Raw genomic sequence first — 21,219 nt, forward strand, 5'->3', positions numbered from 1 at the left:
CCTACTGTACAACGCAGAAACGTTGATACAATAGGCTTTTTTACGCTTAGCCTCGCTCTTTTGTTTTTAAGCGAGGGATAAAACAGTCTATCCCCAGACTGTTTTATTTTACCGCATCCTTAAGAGCTTTACCAGCTTTGAATGCTGGAACTTTTGAAGCTGCGATTTCGATTTCTTTACCAGTTTGTGGGTTGCGACCTTTACGTGCTGAACGCTCACGAACTTCAAAGTTACCGAAACCGATCAATTGTACTTTTTCACCAGCTGCGAGGTAGTCAGCTACTGCTCCAAATACAGCATCAACAGCTGCTGCTGAATCTTTTTTAGTCAATGAAGTTGCTTCTGCAACTTTTGCAATCAAATCTTGTTTATTAGCCATTTGCTAAGTCCTCCAATTGTTTTCGAGTTATTACTCACCTTAATATAGTACCGGATTTTGGGCATTTGGTCAAGTTTTTTCTATCATCTTTGCACTTTTCTATAGATATCAACAACGATCTGGTCATTGTATAAATCAATCGTATTCACTTTTCCATAAAGTCCAAATTTATTCTCAATAGCAGGTAGTTGAATCTGAATCGTCGCGTTTTCAGCATCTATTTTTACAATATCCGGTAGTTTATAATTTTTTTGAAGATAGGTTAACACTTCTCCTTTTGGTAATGAAAGAGTCCCTGCTGAAATTTCTTGTACTGCTAAAGAAATACTACCATCTTCTAAACGACTGGGAAAAAAGTAGATATACAAAGGAATATCCATCCCCAGAAGCTGATAATCACCTTCAAAAATCGCTAACTGGCTTGTCAAGTAAACCTTATATTGAAAGGTGTCTGTTTGATACTCTTTCAAATACTCAGCAATGGTAGCATTTAACTGCTCCTTATTGGTCTCAAAACGACCAACCTTTGCATCTTCACTATTTGTTGGAACCAACTTTGTTAAATCCTCACGCTTACTCTCCAAACGACTGATCACAACAATACTTGTTCCTAAAACCATAGCAAGTAGGATTAAAAAAAGCCATTTCCAACTATTTATTTTTCCATTCTTCTTTTGTGACACGAATTTTCTCCATTACTGCTTGCTTTATAATTTCATATCCCGTGTTATTAGGGTGAAAACTGTCTTCCCCATATAGTAAATTATTTGCTATCTTAGAAGTATTCACACTAACTCCTTGTTCCCCTTCTAAGCCCTTATACAATAAATCATTGATAGGCACAAAGTAAACCCCTGAGAATTTCCTAGTTCGTGATTCTGTTTCTTGATTCCATTTATCCACAACCAATTGCATATCTGTCAGTTCCGGAAAATTCAAATAGAAGGGATTATAAATTCCAATAACATAAATAGGAAGGTTGGGATTGTTTTCACGAGCACGACGAATAATCTTTTCAAGCCGTTTACCATACTCTGTTGCTGGTTTATCAAAAGTTGAGACATCCAAATTGGTAAAATTTTTTAATATAACCTTCCGCAAATCATTGCCACCAACAGTAAGGGTCATCACATCTGCGTCTTTTAATGCTTCTGCTAAATCTGAGTCCTCTTTCATTCGCTTGTAAATCTGGCTACTAGTATTGCCTGAAATCCCAAAATTTCGGTAGGTCACCTGATAACCAAACTCATTTGTAAATGAGTTTGCTAGTAAAGTAGCAAAACCTCCCTGACCAGTTGTATCACCAACTCCTTCTGTCAACGAATCACCTACGGCAAGATAGTAAAGGGATGGTTGTTCGACTTTTGTACTATCTTCTGCAGTCAACTTTGAACTAGCCTTTGGAATTACCAAATTTGCGAGAAAAATAGAAAGCAATAAACTCAGAAAAAAGAAAACAAGGGCCTGAATAATTTTTCGATTATTCATAGTGCACTAGAATGGCCCAAGCATCTTCCCCTGTATGGGTCTGAATAATAGAACCTGTTTCTAAAACTGAAATGGGAGCTTGAACATAGGGCTGTAATTTTTCTTTCATTTCATTAGCAAACTCTGGGCCACCTGCATAGGAAATACCAATTTCAGCAATTTTCTTATCCGCAATCTTATTGATAAACTCATCGAGCCATTTTTTAAACGTTTTTGCTCCACGTCCCTTAACAACTGGCTCTAGCTGATGGTTTTTCATTTCCATAATCACACGAATGTTAAGTAATGAACTGATTAGTCCTGTAACACGACCAATTCTACCACCTTTTACCAAGTTTTCAAGAGTGGAGACACCAATATAGAGCTCCGTTTTTGTCCGCACTCTTTCAATAGCTGCAAGAATCTCTTCTTTACTGGCTCCCTCTTTTGCAAGACGAGCTGCTTCAACAACTTGGAACTTAGCGGCTTGGTCAGTAAACGTTGAGTCGACAACTGTCACATCTACTCCCGAAAGGACTCCTCCTTGACGAGCTGCTTCAACAGTACCAGATAATGCATGTGACAAAACAATTGCAATAATCTGACTACCATCTTTTGCCAAGTCTGAAAATGTCTCTGCAAATAAACCAACCGGTGGCTGACTGGTCTTGGGCAAATTTTTTGAATTTCTCATCAAGTTAAGAAATTCGCCTTCTTTCAAATTGCTATCTGAGTACAAAACTCCGTCTATCATGACAGATAATGGCACTACCGTAATCCCTAATTCTTCCACCAGTTGCGGTTCAATAGTGGTGCTCGAATCCGTTACAATCTTGACTGTTGACATAATCTTTTCCTACATTTCTCATCAAATTATTGTTTCTATTATATCAAATCTTGTATTAAAAATGAACTAGGAGAAACGAAAATGACGACTAAATACTCGAATAAAGAGTGTTTTTAGTCGTCATATCATGAAAAATCACAAGATATCTAGCGGAAAAATGTTTTATGAATCGTTAATGATCCCATCACAAATACCAGCAAAGCACTTGCATAATAACCAACTGGCAATTGTTGTAACAACTCTTTTGACAACTGAGCAATCTCTCCCAAAGGAATACTGTAAAGATAGATAACAAGAATTCCAAGAAAGAGAGTCAACAAAGAATTGATTATTTTTGAATGGATAAGCTGAAAGGTTAGAAGCAAAAATAGGATGACCGCAAGAATTGTCACAATTGGATATTGGCTAAAAAACTTCCAACCATTTATTTGGACAAATGAATAATTCGCTAGATCTAAAGCACTAGAAAATGGTAAAAACAAACTAATACCGAATAAAAGTACACAGAAAAGTTCCAATCGTTTCATCCAGCTCACCTTCTATCTGTTTTATTTTAATGGCATAATTGCCTTTTGCACACTCAGTTTTCAGAGGAAGAAACTCCATTTTGTTGAGATTCCTCTAATGAAACTCTATGTCGTTTTAGATAAAAATTGACTCAAGTATCTTTTGCACATATTTTATTACATTTTTATATCTTTGTAAAGCGTTTTTATTCATTTTTTTGTATTTTATAATGTCGAAATATCATTCACAACCTATCAACGAGTTAACGTTTTCCATCCCACTCCTGATAAAATTGTTGCAAATACAGTTCCAGAAAATCATGGCGGCCATGAGCTAGGTTTTTCCCTGTTTCAGTATTCATCAAGTCTTTTAACTTCAGTAGTTTTTCATAAAAATGGGTAATAGCAGAGCCATTAGTGGAACGATATTCTTCTACCGTCATATCCTCACGCACCTTCAAATTTGGAATATGAATCACCCGATTTTTATTGCCAGAGTAAGCCATTGTCCGAGCAATTCCTATTGCACCTATCGCATCCAAGCGGTCAGCATCTTGTACAATCTTACCTTCTAAACTAAGGGGCCTCTGATGAGCTTGCCCACCTTTAAAGGACATATTTTGAATAATATCCATAATCGCTTCAATATCAGACTCGGAACAACCTTGATGAGATAGTAGCTGACGAATGTCTTCCAATGCCTGTTTCTCATCATCAACTAATTTATCATCAGCTAAGTCATGAACCAAGGCCGCTATCTGACAGATAAATAGATTTCCACCTTCCGCTTCTGCTATTCGCTCAGCCATATTTCGAACTCGGACAATGTGCCACCAATCATGACCACTACCTTCTCCTATCATTTTTTCTTCAACATATTTTGCGACGTTTTGTACAATTTGTGCCTGGTCCATAACTTCCTTCTCCAAAAAAGAGACTGGAAATCCCATCCAGCCCCTATTATATTAATGAAAACATAAATGAAAATATAGTCATTTGAATTGCTCTAAAAGCTAATACATTCGAATATATTTTTTCCATCCATTACTTATTTAAGTAGTTGCTTAGCTTGCTCTCTCGCAGCATCAGTTACCCTATCTCCTGCCAACATCTTCGCAATTTCTTCAATTCGTTCTTCAGGACTGAGCAAACGAACCCTTGAGACCGTAGAATGGTCATCCGATACTTTTTCAATGTAGAATTGGTAATCAGCAATAGCAATGACTTGTGGTAAATGCGAAATAGCCAACACTTGGCCAAATTGTCCAATTTTATGGATTTTTTGGGCAATAGCCTGTGCCACACGACCTGATACACCTGTATCAACCTCATCAAAAACAATGGAGGTTTTGCCTTCTTTTCGAGCAAAGGCTGATTTGATAGCCAACATCAATCGAGACAGCTCACCACCTGATGCCACTCTAACCAGGGGTTTAAAATCTTCACCGGGGTTTGTAGAAATATAAAATTCTATAGCTTCATTTCCTTCGCTATTAAACTTCCCTTTCGTAAAGCGAACCTGAAATTGGGCTTTATCCATATAAAGGTCCTGCAATTCTTGACGAATAACATACTCTAATTGTTGAGCCAAATCATGTCTAGCTGAACTTAATTGGTTGGCCAAGGAAATCACATCTTTTTCCAATAACTTGACGTGATTTTCAAGATCTTCATCAGAAACAGTATTTCCCGTCAAGAGATTGTATTCTTCTGTGATTTTTTCAAAATAGGCTAAAACATCATCAACTGTTCCACCATATTTTTTTGTAATCGTGTTGAGCAAGTCCAGACGGCTCTCCAGTTGTAGGAGTCGGTTGCCATCAAAATCCAAAGCATCAACAATATCACTTAACCGTTTTGCCACATCTTCCACAACATAATAGGCTTCCGTCAAACTTGTAGAGAGCAATTTATATTCCGGATCAAATTCTTCCAAACTTTGTAAATCGCTCATAGCCGAACGTAGATTATTTAAGCTAGAAAATTCTTCATTATCCAAAAGAGCATAGGAATTAGCCAAGGTATCCGCAATCTGTTTGTGGTTCAATAGCTTATCCCGCTCCTGTTGAAGTTGTCTATCTTCACCCACCGCTAAATTAGCTGCCTCGATTTCGGCAATTTGGTACTCCAGCATTTCAATCCGAGCCTTATGCTCTTCCTCGTTCTTACGCTTCTCAGCAACTCTCTTTCTGAGTTGACGATAGGCTTCAAATTGTGTTTGATAGTCTTCTTTTAAGTTCCAAAACTCATCATCCCCAAAACTATCCAGCAGTTGAATATGGTATTGGGCTTTCATGAGTTCTTCTTGGTCATGCTGACCATGGATATCTACTAAATGTTGGCCAATTTGCTTCAAAACAGATAGGTTTACCATTTGCCCATTTACACGGCTAACTGAACGCCCATTTTGAAGGATTTCGCGGCGAATAATCAACTCATCTGCAACCTCAATCCCTTGGTCAGTCAAAACCTGCTTCACTGCTCTGCTATTTTCAAACGAAAACAACCCTTCAATTTCAGCTTTCGGAGCTCCATGTCGAATCACATCTGTCGTTGCACGCGCACCCAGCATCAAATTCATCGCATCAATAATAATGGACTTCCCAGCACCAGTTTCACCAGACAAGATGGTCATCCCTTTTTCAAAATTCAATGAAACATGCTCAATAATCGCGAAATTTTTTATCGAAACCTCTAGTAACATGGTCTACCAACTTCTAATGGATTGAACTATTTGAGGCATCATATCACTGTCCTTTAGAATGATTAAAATGCTATCATCATCTGCAATGACACTAAAAAGACATTCTTCGAACTGCTCCAAAATTTGGCGCTTGAAAACTGCAGTACTGCCAGGAACCAAGACCAAATTTAGCATCTGCCCCATGGAATCATACTTTAATAGCTTTGATGTCTTATTCTTTTGCCCACTACCCTTTGATAAGCCATAAATATAGCCCTTATCCTTAGCAGGTACCTTAATAATGCCCAATTCCTTAATATCACGAGAGACCGTTGCCTGTGTGGCATGAACACCCATAGCTTCAAGTCGGTCAACAATTTCTTCCTGTGTATCAATCGGAAATCGAACTACCAAATCTTTAATGACTTCTAATCGTTCTCGTTTATTCATCCTTTTTAAATTCCTCGTGTGCTTGATAAACTACTTTTGTTAATTCCTCTTTTGCAATCGTACTTGGTTGAATGGATTTCTCTAGGTGAGCCAGGAATTCGATATTCCCATGACCTCCTTGAACTGGAGAGAAACTAAGTGCCTTAACTGAATAGCCATTTTCGATAGCCATTGCTGTAACATCTTCCAATACTTTCAAGTGAACGGATTTATCCTTGACAATGCCATTTTTCCCAATCTGCTCACGTCCTGCCTCAAATTGTGGTTTGACCAAGGCTACAACCTGACCACCATCCACTAATATACGATGGAGTGCTGGCAAAATCAGACTCAGTGAAATAAAGCTGACGTCAATAGATGCAAAACTTGGTTGACCAAGTTCGAAATCTCCCAACTCAGCATAGCGGAAATTGTACTGTTCCATACTAATCACGCGCTCATCCTGACGCAATTTCCAAGCGAGTTGATTGGTACCGACATCTACTGCATAAACCTGCTTAGCACCAGCCTGCAACATAACATCCGTAAATCCACCTGTTGATGCCCCAATATCAATTGTTATTTGCCCCCCAACCGATAATTGGAAAACCTGCAAGGCTTTCTCCAATTTGAGACCACCGCGGCTGACATATTTGAGTTTTTCCCCCTTGAGTTTAAGTTCGATTCCCTCATCAATCTTCTCACCGGGTTTATCGTAACGTTCACCATTGATGACCGATACGACCAATCCAGCCATAACACCACGTTTGGCCTGCTCTCTCGTCTCGAAAAGCCCCTGTTTATAAGCTAATACATCTACTCTTTCCTTAGCCATTAATTCGTAAACTTTCTATGATTTCTTTGATTTCTTTTGTTGAAAATGGGACTAGTTTAGCCACTTGATCTAGCTCGCTGATTGCTTGATTCAGGGTGTCCTCTAGAAAAACTTTTGAGGCTTCCAAGCCCATTAGGGCAGGGTAGGTAGATTTCTCAGCCAATAAATCTTTTTGGGGTGTTTTTCCGATTTCCTCAAAAGTGGCTGTCACATCCAAAATATCATCCCGGACTTGAAAGGCTAGACCGACAAGCTGACCAGCATTTTGCAAATGGTGGATAATCGCATCTGTCTGACCAGCAATCAAACCAGCTGCTACAAAAGCAAATGTCAATAATTTCCCAGTTTTATTGGCATGAATGGTTTGTAATTGCTCCAAGGACAGAGACTGCCCTTCACCAGCCATATCCAACACTTGGCCAGCAACCATTCCAAAGGTCCCAGATGCCTGAGAAAGCTCTCTCACGAGAGCAACGATTGTCTCAGCAGGTAAATGAACTTGAGCCAAAAATCCAAAAGGATCTAAAAAGAGACTATCACCAGCTAAAATTGCAGTTGCTTCATCATAAGCCTTGTGATTGGTCAAACGTCCACGACGGAAATCATCATCGTCCATAGCAGGCAAGTCATCATGAATTAAACTCCCAGTATGAATCAACTCTACGCATGCTGCCACTTGATAATGAGCAGGCTGCAACTCTATCCCAAAAGACTCCAATACAGTCAACAAGAGCAGGGGGCGAATCCGTTTGCCACCAGCTTGTAGCGAGTAAAGGACCGATTGGTTGAGTCGTTCAGCCACTTGAGGCTGGTAAAAGTCAGCCATGGTTTCCTCTAGGATATGCAATTTGTTAGCTACCATTAACCAAGCTCCGCTTCACTACCATCCGCCTGTATGACCTTAACCAAGGTCTTTTCAGCTTCTGCTAACGTCTTTTGTAGGTCTTTCGATAGGACCATCCCTTTTTGAAACTCAGCAAGTGCTTCTTCCAAAGCCACATCTCCTCGTTCCAATTTGGTTACGATACCTTCTAATTCAGCTAAATTTTCTTCAAATGTTTTCGTCTGTTTGGACATGCTTTACCTCCACATCAAGTTGACCATTCTTCATTTGAATGGTTAGATTCTCACCCATTTGTACGTTTTCTACACTATCTATGACTCGCCCATCTTGTAAAACCATCGCATAGCCTCGAGCCACAATACGGCTAGTATCCAGCATGGTCAAGGCCTCAATCAATTTATCCGCCTTAGCCAGTTTATGGTTATAGATGTTCGTCATATTGTTTTTCAAGAGTCGTTCCTGCTGGATGATTCTCTCTTTGAAGCTCTCTACTTTACGACCAAGTTGCATCCCTAATAGCCGCTGATTTAGCAAGAGACTAGCCTGTTTCTGCTGGCTATATACTTCTTTCATACGCATTTGCAATTGATTGGTCAAGCGGTCTAATTTTTGTAAATAACCATCATACAAGCGTTCAGGCTGACGAAACATGACTGACTGGCTAATTTTTTCAAGCTGACCTCTTAAGAATTTCAATCGATTTCCCATGGCCTGATAGGCTCTATTTTCCTGCTGATTGAGATAGCCCAGCAGGTCTGCCTTGGTCACAGGTGTTGCCAATTCTGCTGCAGCTGTCGGGGTGGCTGCTCTGCGATCTGCTACAAAATCTGCCAGGGTTGTATCGGTTTCATGACCGACACTAGAAATAATAGGAATACGGGATTCAAAAATTGCCCGAACGACTACTTCCTCATTGAATGCCCAGAGGTCCTCAATTGAGCCACCACCACGACCAACAATCAGAACATCCAAATCATCCCGTTCATTGGCTCTTTGTATATTGGCAACAACCTCCTGAGCGGCACCATCTCCTTGAACCTTTGTAGGATAGAGAAGTATTTCCACTCCAGGAAATCGCCTGCTGACTGTCGTAATAATATCCTGAATAACAGCTCCGCTCGGACTAGTAATGACCCCAATTTTCTTGGTAAACCGAGGCAACTCCTGCTTAAACTCTTGCTTGAACAATCCTTCCTGTGTCAGAGCTTGTTTCAGCTGTTCAAACTTTATTGCTAAAGCACCAATACCATCTGGCTCAGCTTTCTCAATGACAATGGAATAGGAACCACTCGGTTCATAAAGCTGGACACGTCCGACAGCGTTGATTTTCATTCCCTCTTCAAGTTCAAAGCCCAACTGTTTATAAACACCCGCCCACATCGTCGCCTGAATGACCGCCTTATCATCCTTGAGCGAAAAATATTGATGGGAAGGTCGTTTGCGGAAGTTAGATACCTGACCTGTCAAGTAGACCCTCTCCAAGTACGGATCTCGGTCAAATTTTAATTTCAAATACTTCGTTAGATGACTAACCGATAAATATTCAACCATGCCCACTCCTTCTGTCAGTATCGTACTATTATACCAAATTTTGCACTATTATACAGAACCTAACCCATAAATTCCAAACGCTTTCATGTGCTATTTTCGGTATTTTACTATATAATAGTTTATGAAAGATTAGAAGAAACGATGTGGAGAGTTTCTGGGGAGGATATATGAAATTAGATAATTTACGAAAAAGTTCCAATATTGAGGACCGACGTGGCCAATCTAGTTCTGGCTCGTCCTATTCGTCAGGTTCATCGGGAGGAAACGTCTTATTAGGCTTATTGTTTTCACGTCTCGGGTGGAAAGGAAAATTGCTAGTCCTCATCCTACTATTAGCATTCGGTGGAATGTCTAATTTAGGTGGATTGCTCTCTCCTTCTACTGGAACGAATTCTTATCAGTCCAGTCAAGTCACCACCACAGGTACAAATGTGTCTGATGCCGATGCTGAATTTATGAGTAAGGTGTTAGGCTCAACAGAAGATTTTTGGATCCAAGAATTTGAAGCCAATGATTTAACCTACTCAGCACCTACCATGGTTTTCTATACCGATCAGACCCAAACGGGCTGCGGTATCGGATCTGCTCAAGCTGGGCCATTTTACTGCTCAGCTGACCGTAAAATTTATATCGACACATCATTTTACCAAGAATTATCTAGCAAATACAAGGCGTCTGGTGACTTCGCGATGGCCTATGTCGTTGCCCACGAAGTTGGACACCATGTCCAAAATGAATTGGAAGTTCTTGGGGCATACCATCAAAAACGAGCACAATTATCAGATGAAGAAGGAAATGCCCTGAACGTTCGTCTCGAACTGCAGGCTGATTACTATGCTGGGGCTTGGGCTAAATATGTAGATGGTCAAGGTATACTAGATGCTGGGGACATCGACGAAGCCATGAATGCAGCTCATGCTGTCGGCGATGATACCCTACAGCAAGAAGCCTATGGCCGCACCGTTCCAGACAGTTTCACCCATGGAACCTCCGAACAGCGAAAAAAATGGTTTAACCTTGGGTACACCTATGGTGATCTTGCCCATGCAGATACATTTTCAGTAGAAAATCCCTAATAAAAATCCTCAATCATCTGTGCATGATTGGGGATTTTTGATTTATTCGTTTGTTTTTATCTCATCCATAAAAGTTGAAACTAGTACTTTTCACTTCTGACACAAGCTTCATATGTCTGTTCCATCAGCATGGTAATGGTCATTGGACCAACTCCTCCTGGGACTGGTGTGATGTAGCTTGCAACTTCTGCTACTTCATCATACTGGACATCACCAATCAGCTTGCCATTTGCATCTCGGTTCATACCAACATCAATCACCACTGCCCCTGGTTTGACAAATTCCTTGGTAACAAAATGTCCACGCCCAATGGCAACGACAAGAATATCAGCTTGTCTAGCTAATTCTGGCAGATTTTTTGTCCGAGAATGAGCAATCGTGACAGTCGCATTTGCATCTAAAAGCAACTGCGCCATCGGCTTCCCAACAATGTTTGAACGACCGATAACCACAGCCGTTTTTCCTTCTAGCTCGATCTGATATTCTTTGAACATCTCCATAATCCCTGCTGGTGTTGAAGGAATCATAACTGGATGTCCTGACCAGAATTTCCCCATATTAGTCGGATGGAAACCATCTACATCCTTATCTGGATCAATTGCCAATAAAACCTTTTCCTCACTGATATGGACAGGTAAAGGCAACTGGACTAAAATACCATGCCATTCAGAATCTTGATTATAGCGTTCGATTAATGCCAAGAGCTCCTTCTCAGAAATCGTATCTGGTACTCGTACTACTTCGCTCTTAAACCCTGCTGCTAAGGCTGAACGTTCTTTATTCCGTACATAGACCTGACTTGCTGGATTTTCACCCACTAAAATCACTACAAGTCCCGGAATCAATCCTTTTTCTGCCTTCAATTGAGCTGTTTTCTCTGCTAAAGCTACTTGCATTTTTGCTGCTAATGCCTTACCATCAATGACTGTCATTTTAAAATCTCCTCTAGTTTTTTTCTATTATATCGTAAAAACATTCGTCTGACTATGGACGATTCCTTGAAAATCCAACATATAGAAAAACTCCGAACGTTTTCGGAGTTATCCTGTTGTATCTATCGTTATAGGATTTTCGATAAGAAATCTTTCGTCCGTTCTTCTCTCGTGTGTTCGAACACATCTTCAGGAGTTCCATCTTCAACGATTACTCCTCCATCCATAAAGATGACACGATCAGCAACTTCTCTTGCAAAACCCATTTCGTGGGTTACAATCACCATGGTCATTCCCGATTTAGCCAAATCCTGCATAACCGATAAGACCTCACCGACCATCTCAGGGTCCAAGGCAGACGTAGGCTCATCAAAAAGCAAGACATCTGGATCCATTGCCAATCCGCGAGCAATTGCAATACGTTGCTGTTGCCCACCTGATAAACTCTGTGGATAAGCAGTCGCCTTATCTGGTAGCCCAACCTTAGCCAGTAGGTCCATGGCTTTCTTCTCAGCATCAGCCTTCTTCATTCCCTTTGTCTTAATTGGTGATAAGGTAATATTTTCCAAGACTGTCATATTAGGGAAGAGATTAAATTGTTGAAATACCATCCCCATTTTTTCACGCATCTTAAAGATATCATTTGACTTATCAGTGATATCGACACCTTCAAATGTAACATTTCCCTTAGTAGGCACCTCTAAAAGGTTCATTGTCCGTAGAAATGTTGATTTCCCAGAACCTGATGGACCGATAATTACAACAACTTCTCCCTGTTGGATATCCAAATCAATACCCTTTAACACTTCATTATCTCCGAAGTATTTGTGCAAACCCTTAATAGAAATAATAACCTCTGCCATATCAATGTCACCCCTTATTCAATTTTTTCTCAAAGTATTGGACGCCCAACGTTAACACACTTGTCACAATCAAATAATAGAAGGCTGCAAATAACAAAGGCTCCGTTGTAATGTAAGTTGACGCAGAGACCGTAGTCGCTCCATTCCACAACTCAACAACGCCGATTGTTGATAAAAGGGAACTATCTTTTACAATTGTTACAAATTCATTCCCCAAGGCAGGTAGGATATTCTTGATAGCTTGAGGCATGATGACATAGCGCATCGCTTGATAAGGACGGATACCAAGTGAGTAGGCTGCTTCCAATTGTCCCTTCGGAACAGCATTAATCCCCGCACGTACTGTTTCGGATACATAAGCCCCCGAGTTCATCGATAAAATAACCATCCCTGGAATCAGGCGAGACAAATCGACTGATAAAATACCTAACTGAAAAGTTGGAGCAACTAAATGAGTCATGGTAAAACCAATCATAATCTGTACAACCATAGGAGTCCCACGGAAAATCCACACATAAATATTAGCAAACCAGACAAGTAATTTATATTTACTCCGTTGTGCAAAAGCTAATAAAACACCCAAAATACTACCAAAGGCAACAACAAATACAGCGATAATAAGGGTAACTAATACACCATAATTAAAATAAGCCCAATAATCAGGCAAAAAAGAAAAATTCATATCTTCACTCCTCAAAAGACGTATACTACATTATATCATTTTCGAATAACTATGCAAATGCCTAGATTAATTATTCACAAAAGAAAAAGCACCGGTGGCGCTTTTAACTATCCTGTATTTAGTACAACAATTCGTAAATTTCCATTGCAATCAAGTCAATGCTGTCAAACGTATATGTCTCACGAGCAGCAACATCACGTAGGGTAAATACTGAACCATTTTCTTCGTCATAGCTGTAGGCAACTTCTGCAACGACAACACCATCACGTTCAAAATTACGTTTCAAGGTACCACCATCACTGGCCATGGCTTCAAGACGATTGATAATTCTCACCAAATGTGATTCCATATTCATTCTCCTCTTCTTAATATAGAAATATTCTACCATAATTTTGTGAAAAAGTCTTATTTTTAAGTAATTTCTTCCCCCAATTTTTCGTAAAAAGAAAGACTAGAATGCATATCAGTTTCTTGCATTTTCTCCAAAACTTGATATAATTAAAACAGAACTGACCTTTATTGACTATTCAATAAAGACCTTACTTCGTGGAAATTCATCTGATTGCGCAATGGTATGTGACTCAATCTATACACAATATTCTAACATTCGAGTAGGAAAATATGAGATTAATTTTCACAGAGTTTTGTAATGTTACTATTAGAAAAGAGGTAATTGAATGCTCTGTACAAACTGTAAAATAAATGATGCCACCATTCATCTCTATACAAATATGAATGGAAAACAACAGAAAGTTGACCTTTGCCATAATTGTTATCAAATTATGAAAACGGATCCAAATAATGCTATCTTACGTGGCTTAGGGGAGAACTTAACTAATCCAAACAATATGGATCCCTTTAGTGAATTTTTCAATCATTTAGGTGGTTACCCTGGTAATACCCCAGCTGGTAAGAATCGAGATCAAACACCTCCTACTCAAGCAGGCGGTGGCAACGGTGGTGGTCGATTCAATCAACCAAATGCGGGTCAAACCCAAACAGTCCCACAACCAAATGGATTGCTGGAAGAATTTGGGATTAATGTTACTGAGATTGCACGACGTGGAGATATTGACCCCGTTATTGGACGCGATCAAGAAATCACTCGGGTGATTGAAATTTTGAACCGTCGCACCAAAAACAACCCCGTTCTTATCGGTGAGCCCGGTGTTGGTAAAACTGCAGTCGTTGAAGGACTAGCACAAAAAATTGTAGACGGGGACGTTCCACATAAACTTCAAAACAAAGAAGTCATTCGATTAGACGTTGTCAGCCTTGTTCAAGGAACAGGAATCCGAGGTCAATTTGAAGAACGCATGCAAAAACTCATGGAAGAAATTCGGAACCGACGTGAAGTTATTCTCTTCATTGATGAAATTCATGAGATTGTCGGAGCTGGTTCTGCAGGAGATGGAAACATGGATGCCGGCAATATTCTAAAACCCGCCCTCGCTCGTGGTGAAATGCAACTGGTCGGTGCTACTACTTTAAATGAATACCGCATTATAGAAAAAGATGCAGCTCTTGAACGTCGGATGCAACCTGTAAAAGTTGACGAACCAAGTGTTGAAGAAACAATCACTATCTTAAAAGGTATTCAGAATAAATACCAAGACTACCACCATGTAAAATATTCCCCTGAGGCAATTGAAGCTGCGGCCGTATTATCCAACCGCTATATTCAAGACCGATTCTTACCTGACAAAGCGATTGATTTGCTAGACGAAGCTGGATCAAAAATGAACTTAACCTTGAACTTCGTGGATCCTAAAGAAATTGACCAACGGTTAATTGATGCCGAAAATCGTAAAGAACAAGCAACTCGTAATGAAGATTACGAAAAAGCTGCCTATTATCGTGACCAAATTGCAAAATATAAAGAAATGCAAAAGGCAACGATTAGTGAGGAGGATATTCCTCTCATTACCGAAAAAGAAATCGAAGCCATCATTGAACAAAAAACAAATATCCCTGTTGGCGAGCTGAAAGAAAAAGAACAGTCTCAATTGATACATTTGGCAAGTGATCTCAAAGCGCATGTCATTGGACAAGACGATGCTGTTGATAAAATTGCAAAAGCAATCCGTCGCAATCGTGTAGGACTTGGAGCACCAAATCGTCCAATTGGTTCCTTCTTATTCGTAGGACCTACTGGCGTCGGTAAAACAGAATTATCAAAACAATTAGCCATTGAGCTCTTCGGTTCAGCGGACAGCATGATTCGATTTGATATGTCTGAATATATGGAAAAACACGCAGTTGCAAAACTAGTCGGTGCCCCTCCTGGATATGTGGGGTATGAAGAAGCTGGCCAACTAACAGAAAAAGTCCGTCGCAATCCATACTCACTCATTCTCCTTGATGAAGTTGAAAAGGCGCATCCAGATGTGATGCACATGTTCCTACAAGTTCTTGATGACGGTCGACTGACAGATGGACAAGGGCGAACAGTCAGCTTCAAAGATACCATTATCATTATGACTTCAAATGCTGGTACAGGTAAGGTTGAGGCCAGCGTGGGATTTGGAGCCGCTATGGAAGGTCGTACACAATCTGTTCTTGGCCAACTCGGTAATTTCTTCACTCCCGAATTCATGAACCGCTTCGATGGAATTATTGAATTCCAACCACTTACAAAAGAACATCTGCTCCAAATTGTCAGTCTCATGTTGGAAGACGTCAACCGTCGCTTATCTACAAACGGTATTCGACTACATGTGACCGATAAAGTAAAGGAAAAATTAGTTGATCTTGGTTACGATCCTAAAATGGGTGCACGTCCCCTTCGCAGGACCATTCAAGACCAAATTGAAGATGCCATTACCGATTTCTATTTAGAGAATCCTAATGAGAAAGATTTACGAGCTGTCATGACCAATAAAGGCACCATCCAAATCAAAGCTCAACCGCCAAAAGAAAAATAAAACATGTTAGCGGAGGCATCCGGCTAGGTTGCCCCGCTCTTTTTATCTCCAATCCATAAAATTCAAAAAATTCCAACAAATACTTAAAGAAAAATTTAGGCTAAAATGGTATAATAAAAAAAAGCCCCTATTAAAAGGAGAATACCATGTCAAATGCAATTTTCGGTGAAAAAAAGAATGGTGTACACTACACCAATCGTTATGGAGTCTATGCTGTTATTCCTGATGAGAAATTAGAGAAAATTGTATTGGTTCAAGCTCCTAATGGAGCCTGGTTCCTCCCAGGTGGAGAGATTGAGGAAGGGGAAAATCACCTATCAGCCCTAGAAAGAGAATTAATTGAAGAATTAGGCTTCACCGCTAAAATCGGACAATATTTTGGTCAAGCGGCTGAGTATTTTTATTCCAGCCATCGTGATACTCATTTTTACAACCCAGCTTATATCTATCAAGTTACCAGTTACAAACAAGTTGGGGCACCATTAGAAGACTTTAATCATATTGCTTGGTTTCCTATTGAAGAGGCTATTAACAAACTGAAACGTGGTAGCCACAAATGGGGAATTGAACAATGGAAAAAGCTAGAATTAGCTCAAAAAAGACTGGATAAATAAGCCCAAGAGTGCTATAATGTAGCCAAAGAGACGGAGGAATTTTCGCATGAAAATTATCAATACGACGAATAGTCATTCTCAATTAGTGCAAAATCAACTAGCCAATACCGATGCTTTCCTAGTAGAAACCTATTCTGCAGGAAACACCGATGTCCTTTTTACACAAGCTCCACGACATTACGAGCTCCTTATTAGAAATAAATACCGTGCCATCCAACCAGCAGAAGTCAATAAAATTCGCGATTATTTTCTACGTCGGAAAGTTGATGAACGGATAATAAATAAGGCAGCCATTCAAACGATTCATACTGACCGCCTAATTGAAATGTCTATCCCTATTATTACTGAAGATTAAGAAGCTCAAGGCTTCTTTTTTTTTTCGAAAAAAGCCTATCCAAAAATAGATAGACTTTTATACTTACGCTTCAAAACCTTGAGCTACTGCTTCCGCAAAGTTTTCTTCCACTACGCTTGCACAGTGGTCACAGATTGTTGCACCATAGCTACGCTCTACAACACTAGTATCAATGCGACGGCAACGATCACAAACTTCACCAGTTGCACGAGCAACAGTAAAGGCAAGATCATCAACTTCTACCGCTGATGCAGGAGCAGCTTCGGTGGTAACTGTCAAATCAGATACAATCAAAAGTTGAGCAAGGTCAGCATTTAAGCCTTCCAAGAATGACTTGGTTTCAGCTGAGACATAGGCTGTCAAATGCGCTTCAAGTGACTTACCAATCACTTTTGCATTACGCGCTTCTTCCAAGGCTTTTTGTGCCTGAGTACGGAAGACCATAACCTTCTCCCAGTCAGCCAACAACTGCGCATCATTCGCAAAGGTTTCCACCTCTGGCATTTCCGCCAATTGTACAAATTCTTCTGGTTCGTATTCCAAATATGACCAGATTTCTTCTGCGGTATGTGGCAAGATTGGGGTCAAGAGCTTGGTAATTTTCACCAAGATGTCATAGAAAACAGTTTGCATCTGACGGCGAGACAAGGATTTCGCACCATCAATGTAGACCACGTCCTTAGCAAAATCCAAGTAGAAGGCTGACAAGTCAAGCGTGACAAAGTTTACCACAGACTTGTAGATGGCCATGAAATCATAGCTATCGTAGGCATCACGGATTTGTGCAACCAGTTTGTTGAATTTCACCAAGAGGTATTGGTCAACTGAACGAAGCTCGTCATAAGCTACCGCATCGCTTGCTGGATTGAAATCAGAGGTATTAGCAATCAAGAAACGGAGTGTGTTACGAATTTTCCTGTAAGTTTCAGAAACTTGTCCAAGAATTTCCATTGATACACGGACATCATTTGACGTATCAACTGAAGTCACCCACAAACGCAAAATTTCTGCACCAAATTGTTTTTCAACATCACTTGGTAAAATCGTATTACCAAGAGATTTAGACATCTTCAAGCCTTTACCATCTAGGACAAATCCTTGTGATAATACTGCCTTATATGGCGCATTACCATTGACTGCTACAGAGGTGATTAAGGAAGAGTTAAACCAGCCACGGTATTGGTCAGATCCTTCAAGATAAAGGTCTGCTGGATAGGCAAGGTTTTCACGAGCGTTCATGACACCATTCCAAGATGAACCAGAATCAAACCATACGTCCATGATATCTGTTTCTTTGGTAAATTCGCCATTTGGTGAACCTGGATGAGTAAATCCAGCTGGAAGAAGGTCTTTAGCTTCTGATTTCCACCAGATGATTGAACCATGCTCTTCAAAGAGAGCTGCAACGTGGTCCGTCACTTCCTTAGACATGATCGCTGTACCATCTTCTGCATAGAAGATAGGAAGTGGTACACCCCAAGCTCGCTGACGTGAGATGACCCAGTCACCACGGTCACGGATCATATTGTAGAGACGTGTTTTACCCCAACCTGGAATGAAGTTTGTTGCTTCGATTTGATCTAAAATTTCTTGACGGAATTTAGAAACAGAAGCAAACCACTGTGGCACTGCACGCCAGATAATTGGTTTCTTGGTCCGCCAGTCAAATGGATAAGAGTGACTAATCACTTCACTAGCAAGAAGCAAGTCCCCTAGTTTTTCTTTTACAGTTGGAACAACCTTGTCATAGAATTGCCCTTCAAAATCAGGACCAGCATTTTCCATCATCAAGCCACGTTCGTTGACAGTTACGGCCACCTCTAAATTGTATTTGATTCCGACATTATAGTCATCTTCACCAAAACCAGGAGCCGTATGGACAATACCAGTACCTGAATCTGTCGTTACATGATCACCCAAGATGACCAATTCATCCACTTCAATATCCCATGGGTGCTCTGTGACAATATATTCAAACTCAGCACCCTTGTGTTTTGAAATCACTTCGAAGGATTGCCAACCAAATTTGGCTGCCAAACTATCAACCAAGGCTTCTGCCAATACATACTTACGGTCAGAACCTTCTGGCTGAACAAGTACATAATCAATATCTGCACCCATTGTCAATCCACGTGAAGCTGTAACAGTAAATGGTGTAGTTGTCCAAACAACGATATAGCTATCTGAATCTAACACCCCCTTGCCATCTTTGACCTTGTTAGCATAGTAAAGGGATGTTGAATCAATGTCATGGTATTCGATTTCTGCTTCAGCAAGGGCAGATTCAGATGACCATGACCAGTAGACAGGCTTAGCACCGCGGTAGATATAGCCCTTGTCTGCCATAGCACCGAAGACACGGATTTGAGTTGCTTCGTAGTCTTTCGTCAAGGTGATGTATGGATTTTCCCAATCAGCAGAGACACCAAGACGCTTGAAGTCATCACGTTGCTTATCTACCTGACTTAAGGCATAATCACGACACATTTCAAGGTATTCAACCAAGTCCATCTCTTTCCGTTTAACACCTTGTTTTGCCAAGACTTGCTCAATTGGAAGACCATGAGTATCCCAACCTGGTACGTAAGGAGCTCGGAAACCAGACATCGATTTAGAACGGACAATGATATCTTTAGAAACTTTATTTAAGGCATGCCCAACGTGGATATTTCCGTTTGCGTAGGGAGGACCATCGTGTAGGTGGAAGGACGGTTTTCCTTCGTTCAGTTCTTGACGTCGCACATACAAGTTTGCTTCATCCCAAGCTTTTTGCCATTCAGGTTCGCGTGTTGGCAAACCTGCGCGCATAGGAAAGGCTGTTTTACCCAAATTGAGGGTTTCTTTTAGTTTCATCATAACTCCTTTATTTAACAATTAATTCCATTTTCATTTCTTGACCATCTAAACCGACTGGCTGAAAGCCAAATTTTTCTAAGATGTACCGCATTTTATGATTACCGATTACATAATTTACGGTAACCTTATGGCACTGCTGATCATCCCTAGCTCGTTGTAACACTTGCCGAATGACCTCCTTGCCAAAGCTCTGATTTTGATACTTCTGATCAATGAGCAAGCGCCAGATATAATAACTGTTTTCCATAGGCTGATAGGACAACAAGAGAAATCCCACTGTTAGCTGTCCAGATTTAACAGCATATGGAAATAGGTCTTCACTATCTCGATACAGCCATGCCTGAGCTAATGAATATTCAACTGACGCCACTCGGCGCTGATCTTTAGGTGCTACTTCAAGATCTAGCACCTGATCAAAATTATCTTTGTTTACCAGTTCTAATCGTATCATAAAAAATAAAAAAAACTCCCGCCAAATAAGGACGAAAGTTCGTGGTACCACCTTAGTTCAGATAGAGTTTCCCCTATCCCTCAAGCGTTCGTAACGTGAACCGACGTCTTTCCCTACTTCTTTCAGGAAAAATCATGCAAAGGGATTATCGCAAGAAAGGGATTGTAGGGCTTCCACCGTCTCCTACTCGCTAAAAATATTTCTATTGATAGTGTCTTTGCTCTCAGTTATTTTTCATCAATTGACAAGGCAATTGTTTCATTTTCTTCAAATGCTGTTGCTTGACGTGTCAATTCTGCAATTTCTTCTTCAGAAAGTTGTAAGGTATAATCCAAGTCTTTCTCTTCCACAGGTGCTTCTTCATCAAGCACTTTTACCAATACTTCTCTAAAGGCTTCATCGCTTGTTTGGATGTAAGATGCAGTTGGTCGTAAAATATCCTCCCACTCAGGTGAGTTTACCAATGACAACTGACTTTCGATTGTTGATTTCAAGCGCTGATGGAACACACGTGTTTTATTCTTCAACTCTTCTGTTTCAACCGCTACTTTTTTAGCACTATCAGTCGAGATACGAAGAATTTCATTTGCCTTATCTTTCGCTTCATGCAATAAGGTTGCCACATCATAATCTGCTTGTTTAATGATATTTGCTGCTTGCTCATCCGCAGCTTTTTTCACTTTTTCAGCAGTATCTTGAGCCAATAGAACGGATTTGCTTAACGATTCTTTCATTTCATCAAAATAAGCCAATCGCTCACGCAAACTCTTCAATTCCAGCTCTTGTTCGTGATTTTTACGAACTAACTCTTCATAATCACGCGTTACAATATCTAAAAAGTCATCAACTTCATCTGCATCATAACCACGGAATTTTGTTCCGAAGGTTTTATCTTTTAATTCTAGTGCTGTTAGTACCATGGTTC

Annotated in this window: 23 protein-coding genes; 4 read left to right on the plus strand and 19 right to left on the minus strand. The window is 40.2% G+C overall.

Going from position 1 to position 21,219, the window contains the following annotated elements:
* Positions 1-103: 103 nt before the first annotated feature.
* The 12 genes from D2A30_08045 to D2A30_08100 form a co-directional block, all read right to left on the minus strand.
* Positions 104-379: an HU family DNA-binding protein gene (locus D2A30_08045; protein ULL21525.1), complete on the minus strand. Its 276-nt coding sequence runs from the start codon at positions 377-379 to the stop codon at positions 104-106.
* An 83-nt stretch (positions 380-462) separates the two neighbouring features.
* Positions 463-1,062: a DUF2140 family protein gene (locus tag D2A30_08050; protein ID ULL21526.1), complete on the minus strand. Its 600-nt coding sequence runs from the start codon at positions 1,060-1,062 to the stop codon at positions 463-465.
* Positions 1,031-1,867 carry a GDSL family lipase gene (locus D2A30_08055; GenBank protein ID ULL21527.1) on the minus strand — a complete coding sequence of 279 codons (837 nt, stop codon included), beginning with the start codon at positions 1,865-1,867 and terminating at the stop codon, positions 1,031-1,033. The genes D2A30_08050 and D2A30_08055 overlap by 32 nt, the downstream gene beginning before the upstream one ends.
* Entirely contained in the window at positions 1,860-2,693 is an 834-nt protein-coding gene (locus D2A30_08060; protein ULL21528.1) for a DegV family protein, read from the minus strand. The genes D2A30_08055 and D2A30_08060 overlap by 8 nt, the downstream gene beginning before the upstream one ends.
* Before the next feature lie 146 nt (positions 2,694-2,839).
* Positions 2,840-3,220 carry a hypothetical protein gene (locus D2A30_08065; protein ID ULL21529.1) on the minus strand — a complete coding sequence of 127 codons (381 nt, stop codon included), beginning with the start codon at positions 3,218-3,220 and terminating at the stop codon, positions 2,840-2,842.
* 242 nt (positions 3,221-3,462) lie between these two features.
* Positions 3,463-4,113 (minus strand): HD domain-containing protein, encoded by a 651-nt coding sequence (locus tag D2A30_08070; protein ULL22020.1) that lies wholly within the window; start codon positions 4,111-4,113, stop codon positions 3,463-3,465.
* Between the two features lie 134 nt (positions 4,114-4,247).
* A complete protein-coding gene (gene recN / locus D2A30_08075) occupies positions 4,248-5,903 on the minus strand; it encodes a DNA repair protein RecN (protein ID ULL21530.1) in 1,656 nt (551 codons plus the stop codon).
* A 3-nt stretch (positions 5,904-5,906) separates the two neighbouring features.
* A complete protein-coding gene (locus D2A30_08080; protein ID ULL21531.1) occupies positions 5,907-6,332 on the minus strand; it encodes an arginine repressor in 426 nt (141 codons plus the stop codon).
* Entirely contained in the window at positions 6,325-7,146 is an 822-nt protein-coding gene (locus D2A30_08085) for a TlyA family RNA methyltransferase (GenBank protein ID ULL21532.1), read from the minus strand. Before D2A30_08085 ends, D2A30_08080 begins: the two co-directional genes overlap by 8 nt.
* Positions 7,139-8,008, minus strand: coding sequence for a polyprenyl synthetase family protein (locus D2A30_08090; GenBank protein ULL21533.1), 870 nt, complete (start codon positions 8,006-8,008; stop codon positions 7,139-7,141). Before D2A30_08090 ends, D2A30_08085 begins: the two co-directional genes overlap by 8 nt.
* On the minus strand, positions 8,008-8,223 hold the full coding sequence (locus D2A30_08095; GenBank protein ULL21534.1) for an exodeoxyribonuclease VII small subunit: 216 nt from the start codon (positions 8,221-8,223) through the stop codon (positions 8,008-8,010). Before D2A30_08095 ends, D2A30_08090 begins: the two co-directional genes overlap by 1 nt.
* Positions 8,198-9,541 carry an exodeoxyribonuclease VII large subunit gene (locus tag D2A30_08100; GenBank protein ULL21535.1) on the minus strand — a complete coding sequence of 448 codons (1,344 nt, stop codon included), beginning with the start codon at positions 9,539-9,541 and terminating at the stop codon, positions 8,198-8,200. Before D2A30_08100 ends, D2A30_08095 begins: the two co-directional genes overlap by 26 nt.
* 167 nt (positions 9,542-9,708) lie before the next feature.
* Between D2A30_08100 and D2A30_08105 the strand changes: the two genes are divergently transcribed.
* Positions 9,709-10,617, plus strand: coding sequence for a neutral zinc metallopeptidase (locus tag D2A30_08105; protein ID ULL21536.1), 909 nt, complete (start codon positions 9,709-9,711; stop codon positions 10,615-10,617).
* Between the two features lie 80 nt (positions 10,618-10,697).
* Here D2A30_08105 and D2A30_08110 read toward each other — a convergent pair whose 3' ends face one another.
* From D2A30_08110 to D2A30_08125, 4 genes are all read right to left on the minus strand, one after another.
* Positions 10,698-11,549: a bifunctional methylenetetrahydrofolate dehydrogenase/methenyltetrahydrofolate cyclohydrolase gene (locus tag D2A30_08110; protein ID ULL21537.1), complete on the minus strand. Its 852-nt coding sequence runs from the start codon at positions 11,547-11,549 to the stop codon at positions 10,698-10,700.
* A gap of 128 nt (positions 11,550-11,677) precedes the next feature.
* Entirely contained in the window at positions 11,678-12,412 is a 735-nt protein-coding gene (locus tag D2A30_08115; protein ID ULL21538.1) for an amino acid ABC transporter ATP-binding protein, read from the minus strand.
* 7 nt (positions 12,413-12,419) lie between these two features.
* Positions 12,420-13,094, minus strand: a complete 675-nt coding sequence (locus D2A30_08120) for an amino acid ABC transporter permease (protein ID ULL21539.1) — start codon at positions 13,092-13,094, stop codon at positions 12,420-12,422.
* A 118-nt stretch (positions 13,095-13,212) separates the two neighbouring features.
* A complete protein-coding gene (locus D2A30_08125) occupies positions 13,213-13,443 on the minus strand; it encodes a DUF1797 family protein (protein ULL21540.1) in 231 nt (76 codons plus the stop codon).
* A 328-nt stretch (positions 13,444-13,771) separates the two neighbouring features.
* Here D2A30_08125 and D2A30_08130 point away from each other — a divergent pair, with 328 nt between their 5' ends.
* The 3 genes from D2A30_08130 to D2A30_08140 all read left to right on the plus strand — a co-directional run bounded on the left by D2A30_08130 (position 13,772) and on the right by D2A30_08140 (position 16,987).
* Positions 13,772-16,018, plus strand: a complete 2,247-nt coding sequence (locus D2A30_08130) for an ATP-dependent Clp protease ATP-binding subunit (GenBank protein ULL21541.1) — start codon at positions 13,772-13,774, stop codon at positions 16,016-16,018.
* 146 nt (positions 16,019-16,164) lie between these two features.
* Positions 16,165-16,632, plus strand: a complete 468-nt coding sequence (locus tag D2A30_08135; protein ULL21542.1) for an NUDIX domain-containing protein — start codon at positions 16,165-16,167, stop codon at positions 16,630-16,632.
* A 46-nt stretch (positions 16,633-16,678) separates the two neighbouring features.
* Positions 16,679-16,987, plus strand: a complete 309-nt coding sequence (locus D2A30_08140) for a DUF1827 family protein (GenBank protein ID ULL21543.1) — start codon at positions 16,679-16,681, stop codon at positions 16,985-16,987.
* Between the two features lie 63 nt (positions 16,988-17,050).
* Here the strand turns inward: D2A30_08140 and D2A30_08145 are convergent, their stop codons facing one another.
* The 3 genes from D2A30_08145 to D2A30_08155 all read right to left on the minus strand — a co-directional run bounded on the left by D2A30_08145 (position 17,051) and on the right by D2A30_08155 (position 21,214).
* A complete protein-coding gene (locus D2A30_08145; GenBank protein ULL21544.1) occupies positions 17,051-19,840 on the minus strand; it encodes an isoleucine--tRNA ligase in 2,790 nt (929 codons plus the stop codon).
* Between the two features lie 10 nt (positions 19,841-19,850).
* Positions 19,851-20,294 (minus strand): GNAT family N-acetyltransferase, encoded by a 444-nt coding sequence (locus tag D2A30_08150; GenBank protein ULL21545.1) that lies wholly within the window; start codon positions 20,292-20,294, stop codon positions 19,851-19,853.
* Between the two features lie 227 nt (positions 20,295-20,521).
* Entirely contained in the window at positions 20,522-21,214 is a 693-nt protein-coding gene (locus D2A30_08155) for a DivIVA domain-containing protein (GenBank protein ID ULL21546.1), read from the minus strand.
* Positions 21,215-21,219 lie beyond the last annotated feature (5 nt).

The organism is Streptococcus suis, assembly GCA_022354845.1.
GTDB lineage: Bacteria > Bacillota > Bacilli > Lactobacillales > Streptococcaceae > Streptococcus > Streptococcus suis_AA.

Excerpts from the sequence above, each read along its gene's own strand:
- D2A30_08045 (ULL21525.1), bottom strand. The coding sequence starts at position 379 with ATGGCTAATAAACAAGATTTGATTGCAAAAGTTGCAGAAGCAACTTCA.
- D2A30_08055 (ULL21527.1), bottom strand. The coding sequence starts at position 1,867 with ATGAATAATCGAAAAATTATTCAGGCCCTTGTTTTCTTTTTTCTGAGT.
- D2A30_08060 (ULL21528.1), bottom strand. The coding sequence starts at position 2,693 with ATGTCAACAGTCAAGATTGTAACGGATTCGAGCACCACTATTGAACCG.
- D2A30_08065 (ULL21529.1), bottom strand. The coding sequence starts at position 3,220 with ATGAAACGATTGGAACTTTTCTGTGTACTTTTATTCGGTATTAGTTTG.
- D2A30_08070 (ULL22020.1), bottom strand. The coding sequence starts at position 4,113 with ATGGACCAGGCACAAATTGTACAAAACGTCGCAAAATATGTTGAAGAA.
- recN (ULL21530.1), bottom strand. The coding sequence starts at position 5,903 with ATGTTACTAGAGGTTTCGATAAAAAATTTCGCGATTATTGAGCATGTT.
- D2A30_08080 (ULL21531.1), bottom strand. The coding sequence starts at position 6,332 with ATGAATAAACGAGAACGATTAGAAGTCATTAAAGATTTGGTAGTTCGA.
- D2A30_08085 (ULL21532.1), bottom strand. The coding sequence starts at position 7,146 with ATGGCTAAGGAAAGAGTAGATGTATTAGCTTATAAACAGGGGCTTTTC.
- D2A30_08090 (ULL21533.1), bottom strand. The coding sequence starts at position 8,008 with ATGGTAGCTAACAAATTGCATATCCTAGAGGAAACCATGGCTGACTTT.
- D2A30_08095 (ULL21534.1), bottom strand. The coding sequence starts at position 8,223 with ATGTCCAAACAGACGAAAACATTTGAAGAAAATTTAGCTGAATTAGAA.
- D2A30_08100 (ULL21535.1), bottom strand. The coding sequence starts at position 9,541 with ATGGTTGAATATTTATCGGTTAGTCATCTAACGAAGTATTTGAAATTA.
- D2A30_08105 (ULL21536.1), top strand. The coding sequence starts at position 9,709 with ATGAAATTAGATAATTTACGAAAAAGTTCCAATATTGAGGACCGACGT.
- D2A30_08110 (ULL21537.1), bottom strand. The coding sequence starts at position 11,549 with ATGACAGTCATTGATGGTAAGGCATTAGCAGCAAAAATGCAAGTAGCT.
- D2A30_08115 (ULL21538.1), bottom strand. The coding sequence starts at position 12,412 with ATGGCAGAGGTTATTATTTCTATTAAGGGTTTGCACAAATACTTCGGA.
- D2A30_08120 (ULL21539.1), bottom strand. The coding sequence starts at position 13,094 with ATGAATTTTTCTTTTTTGCCTGATTATTGGGCTTATTTTAATTATGGT.
- D2A30_08125 (ULL21540.1), bottom strand. The coding sequence starts at position 13,443 with ATGGAATCACATTTGGTGAGAATTATCAATCGTCTTGAAGCCATGGCC.
- D2A30_08130 (ULL21541.1), top strand. The coding sequence starts at position 13,772 with ATGCTCTGTACAAACTGTAAAATAAATGATGCCACCATTCATCTCTAT.
- D2A30_08135 (ULL21542.1), top strand. The coding sequence starts at position 16,165 with ATGTCAAATGCAATTTTCGGTGAAAAAAAGAATGGTGTACACTACACC.
- D2A30_08140 (ULL21543.1), top strand. The coding sequence starts at position 16,679 with ATGAAAATTATCAATACGACGAATAGTCATTCTCAATTAGTGCAAAAT.
- D2A30_08145 (ULL21544.1), bottom strand. The coding sequence starts at position 19,840 with ATGAAACTAAAAGAAACCCTCAATTTGGGTAAAACAGCCTTTCCTATG.
- D2A30_08150 (ULL21545.1), bottom strand. The coding sequence starts at position 20,294 with ATGATACGATTAGAACTGGTAAACAAAGATAATTTTGATCAGGTGCTA.
- D2A30_08155 (ULL21546.1), bottom strand. The coding sequence starts at position 21,214 with ATGGTACTAACAGCACTAGAATTAAAAGATAAAACCTTCGGAACAAAA.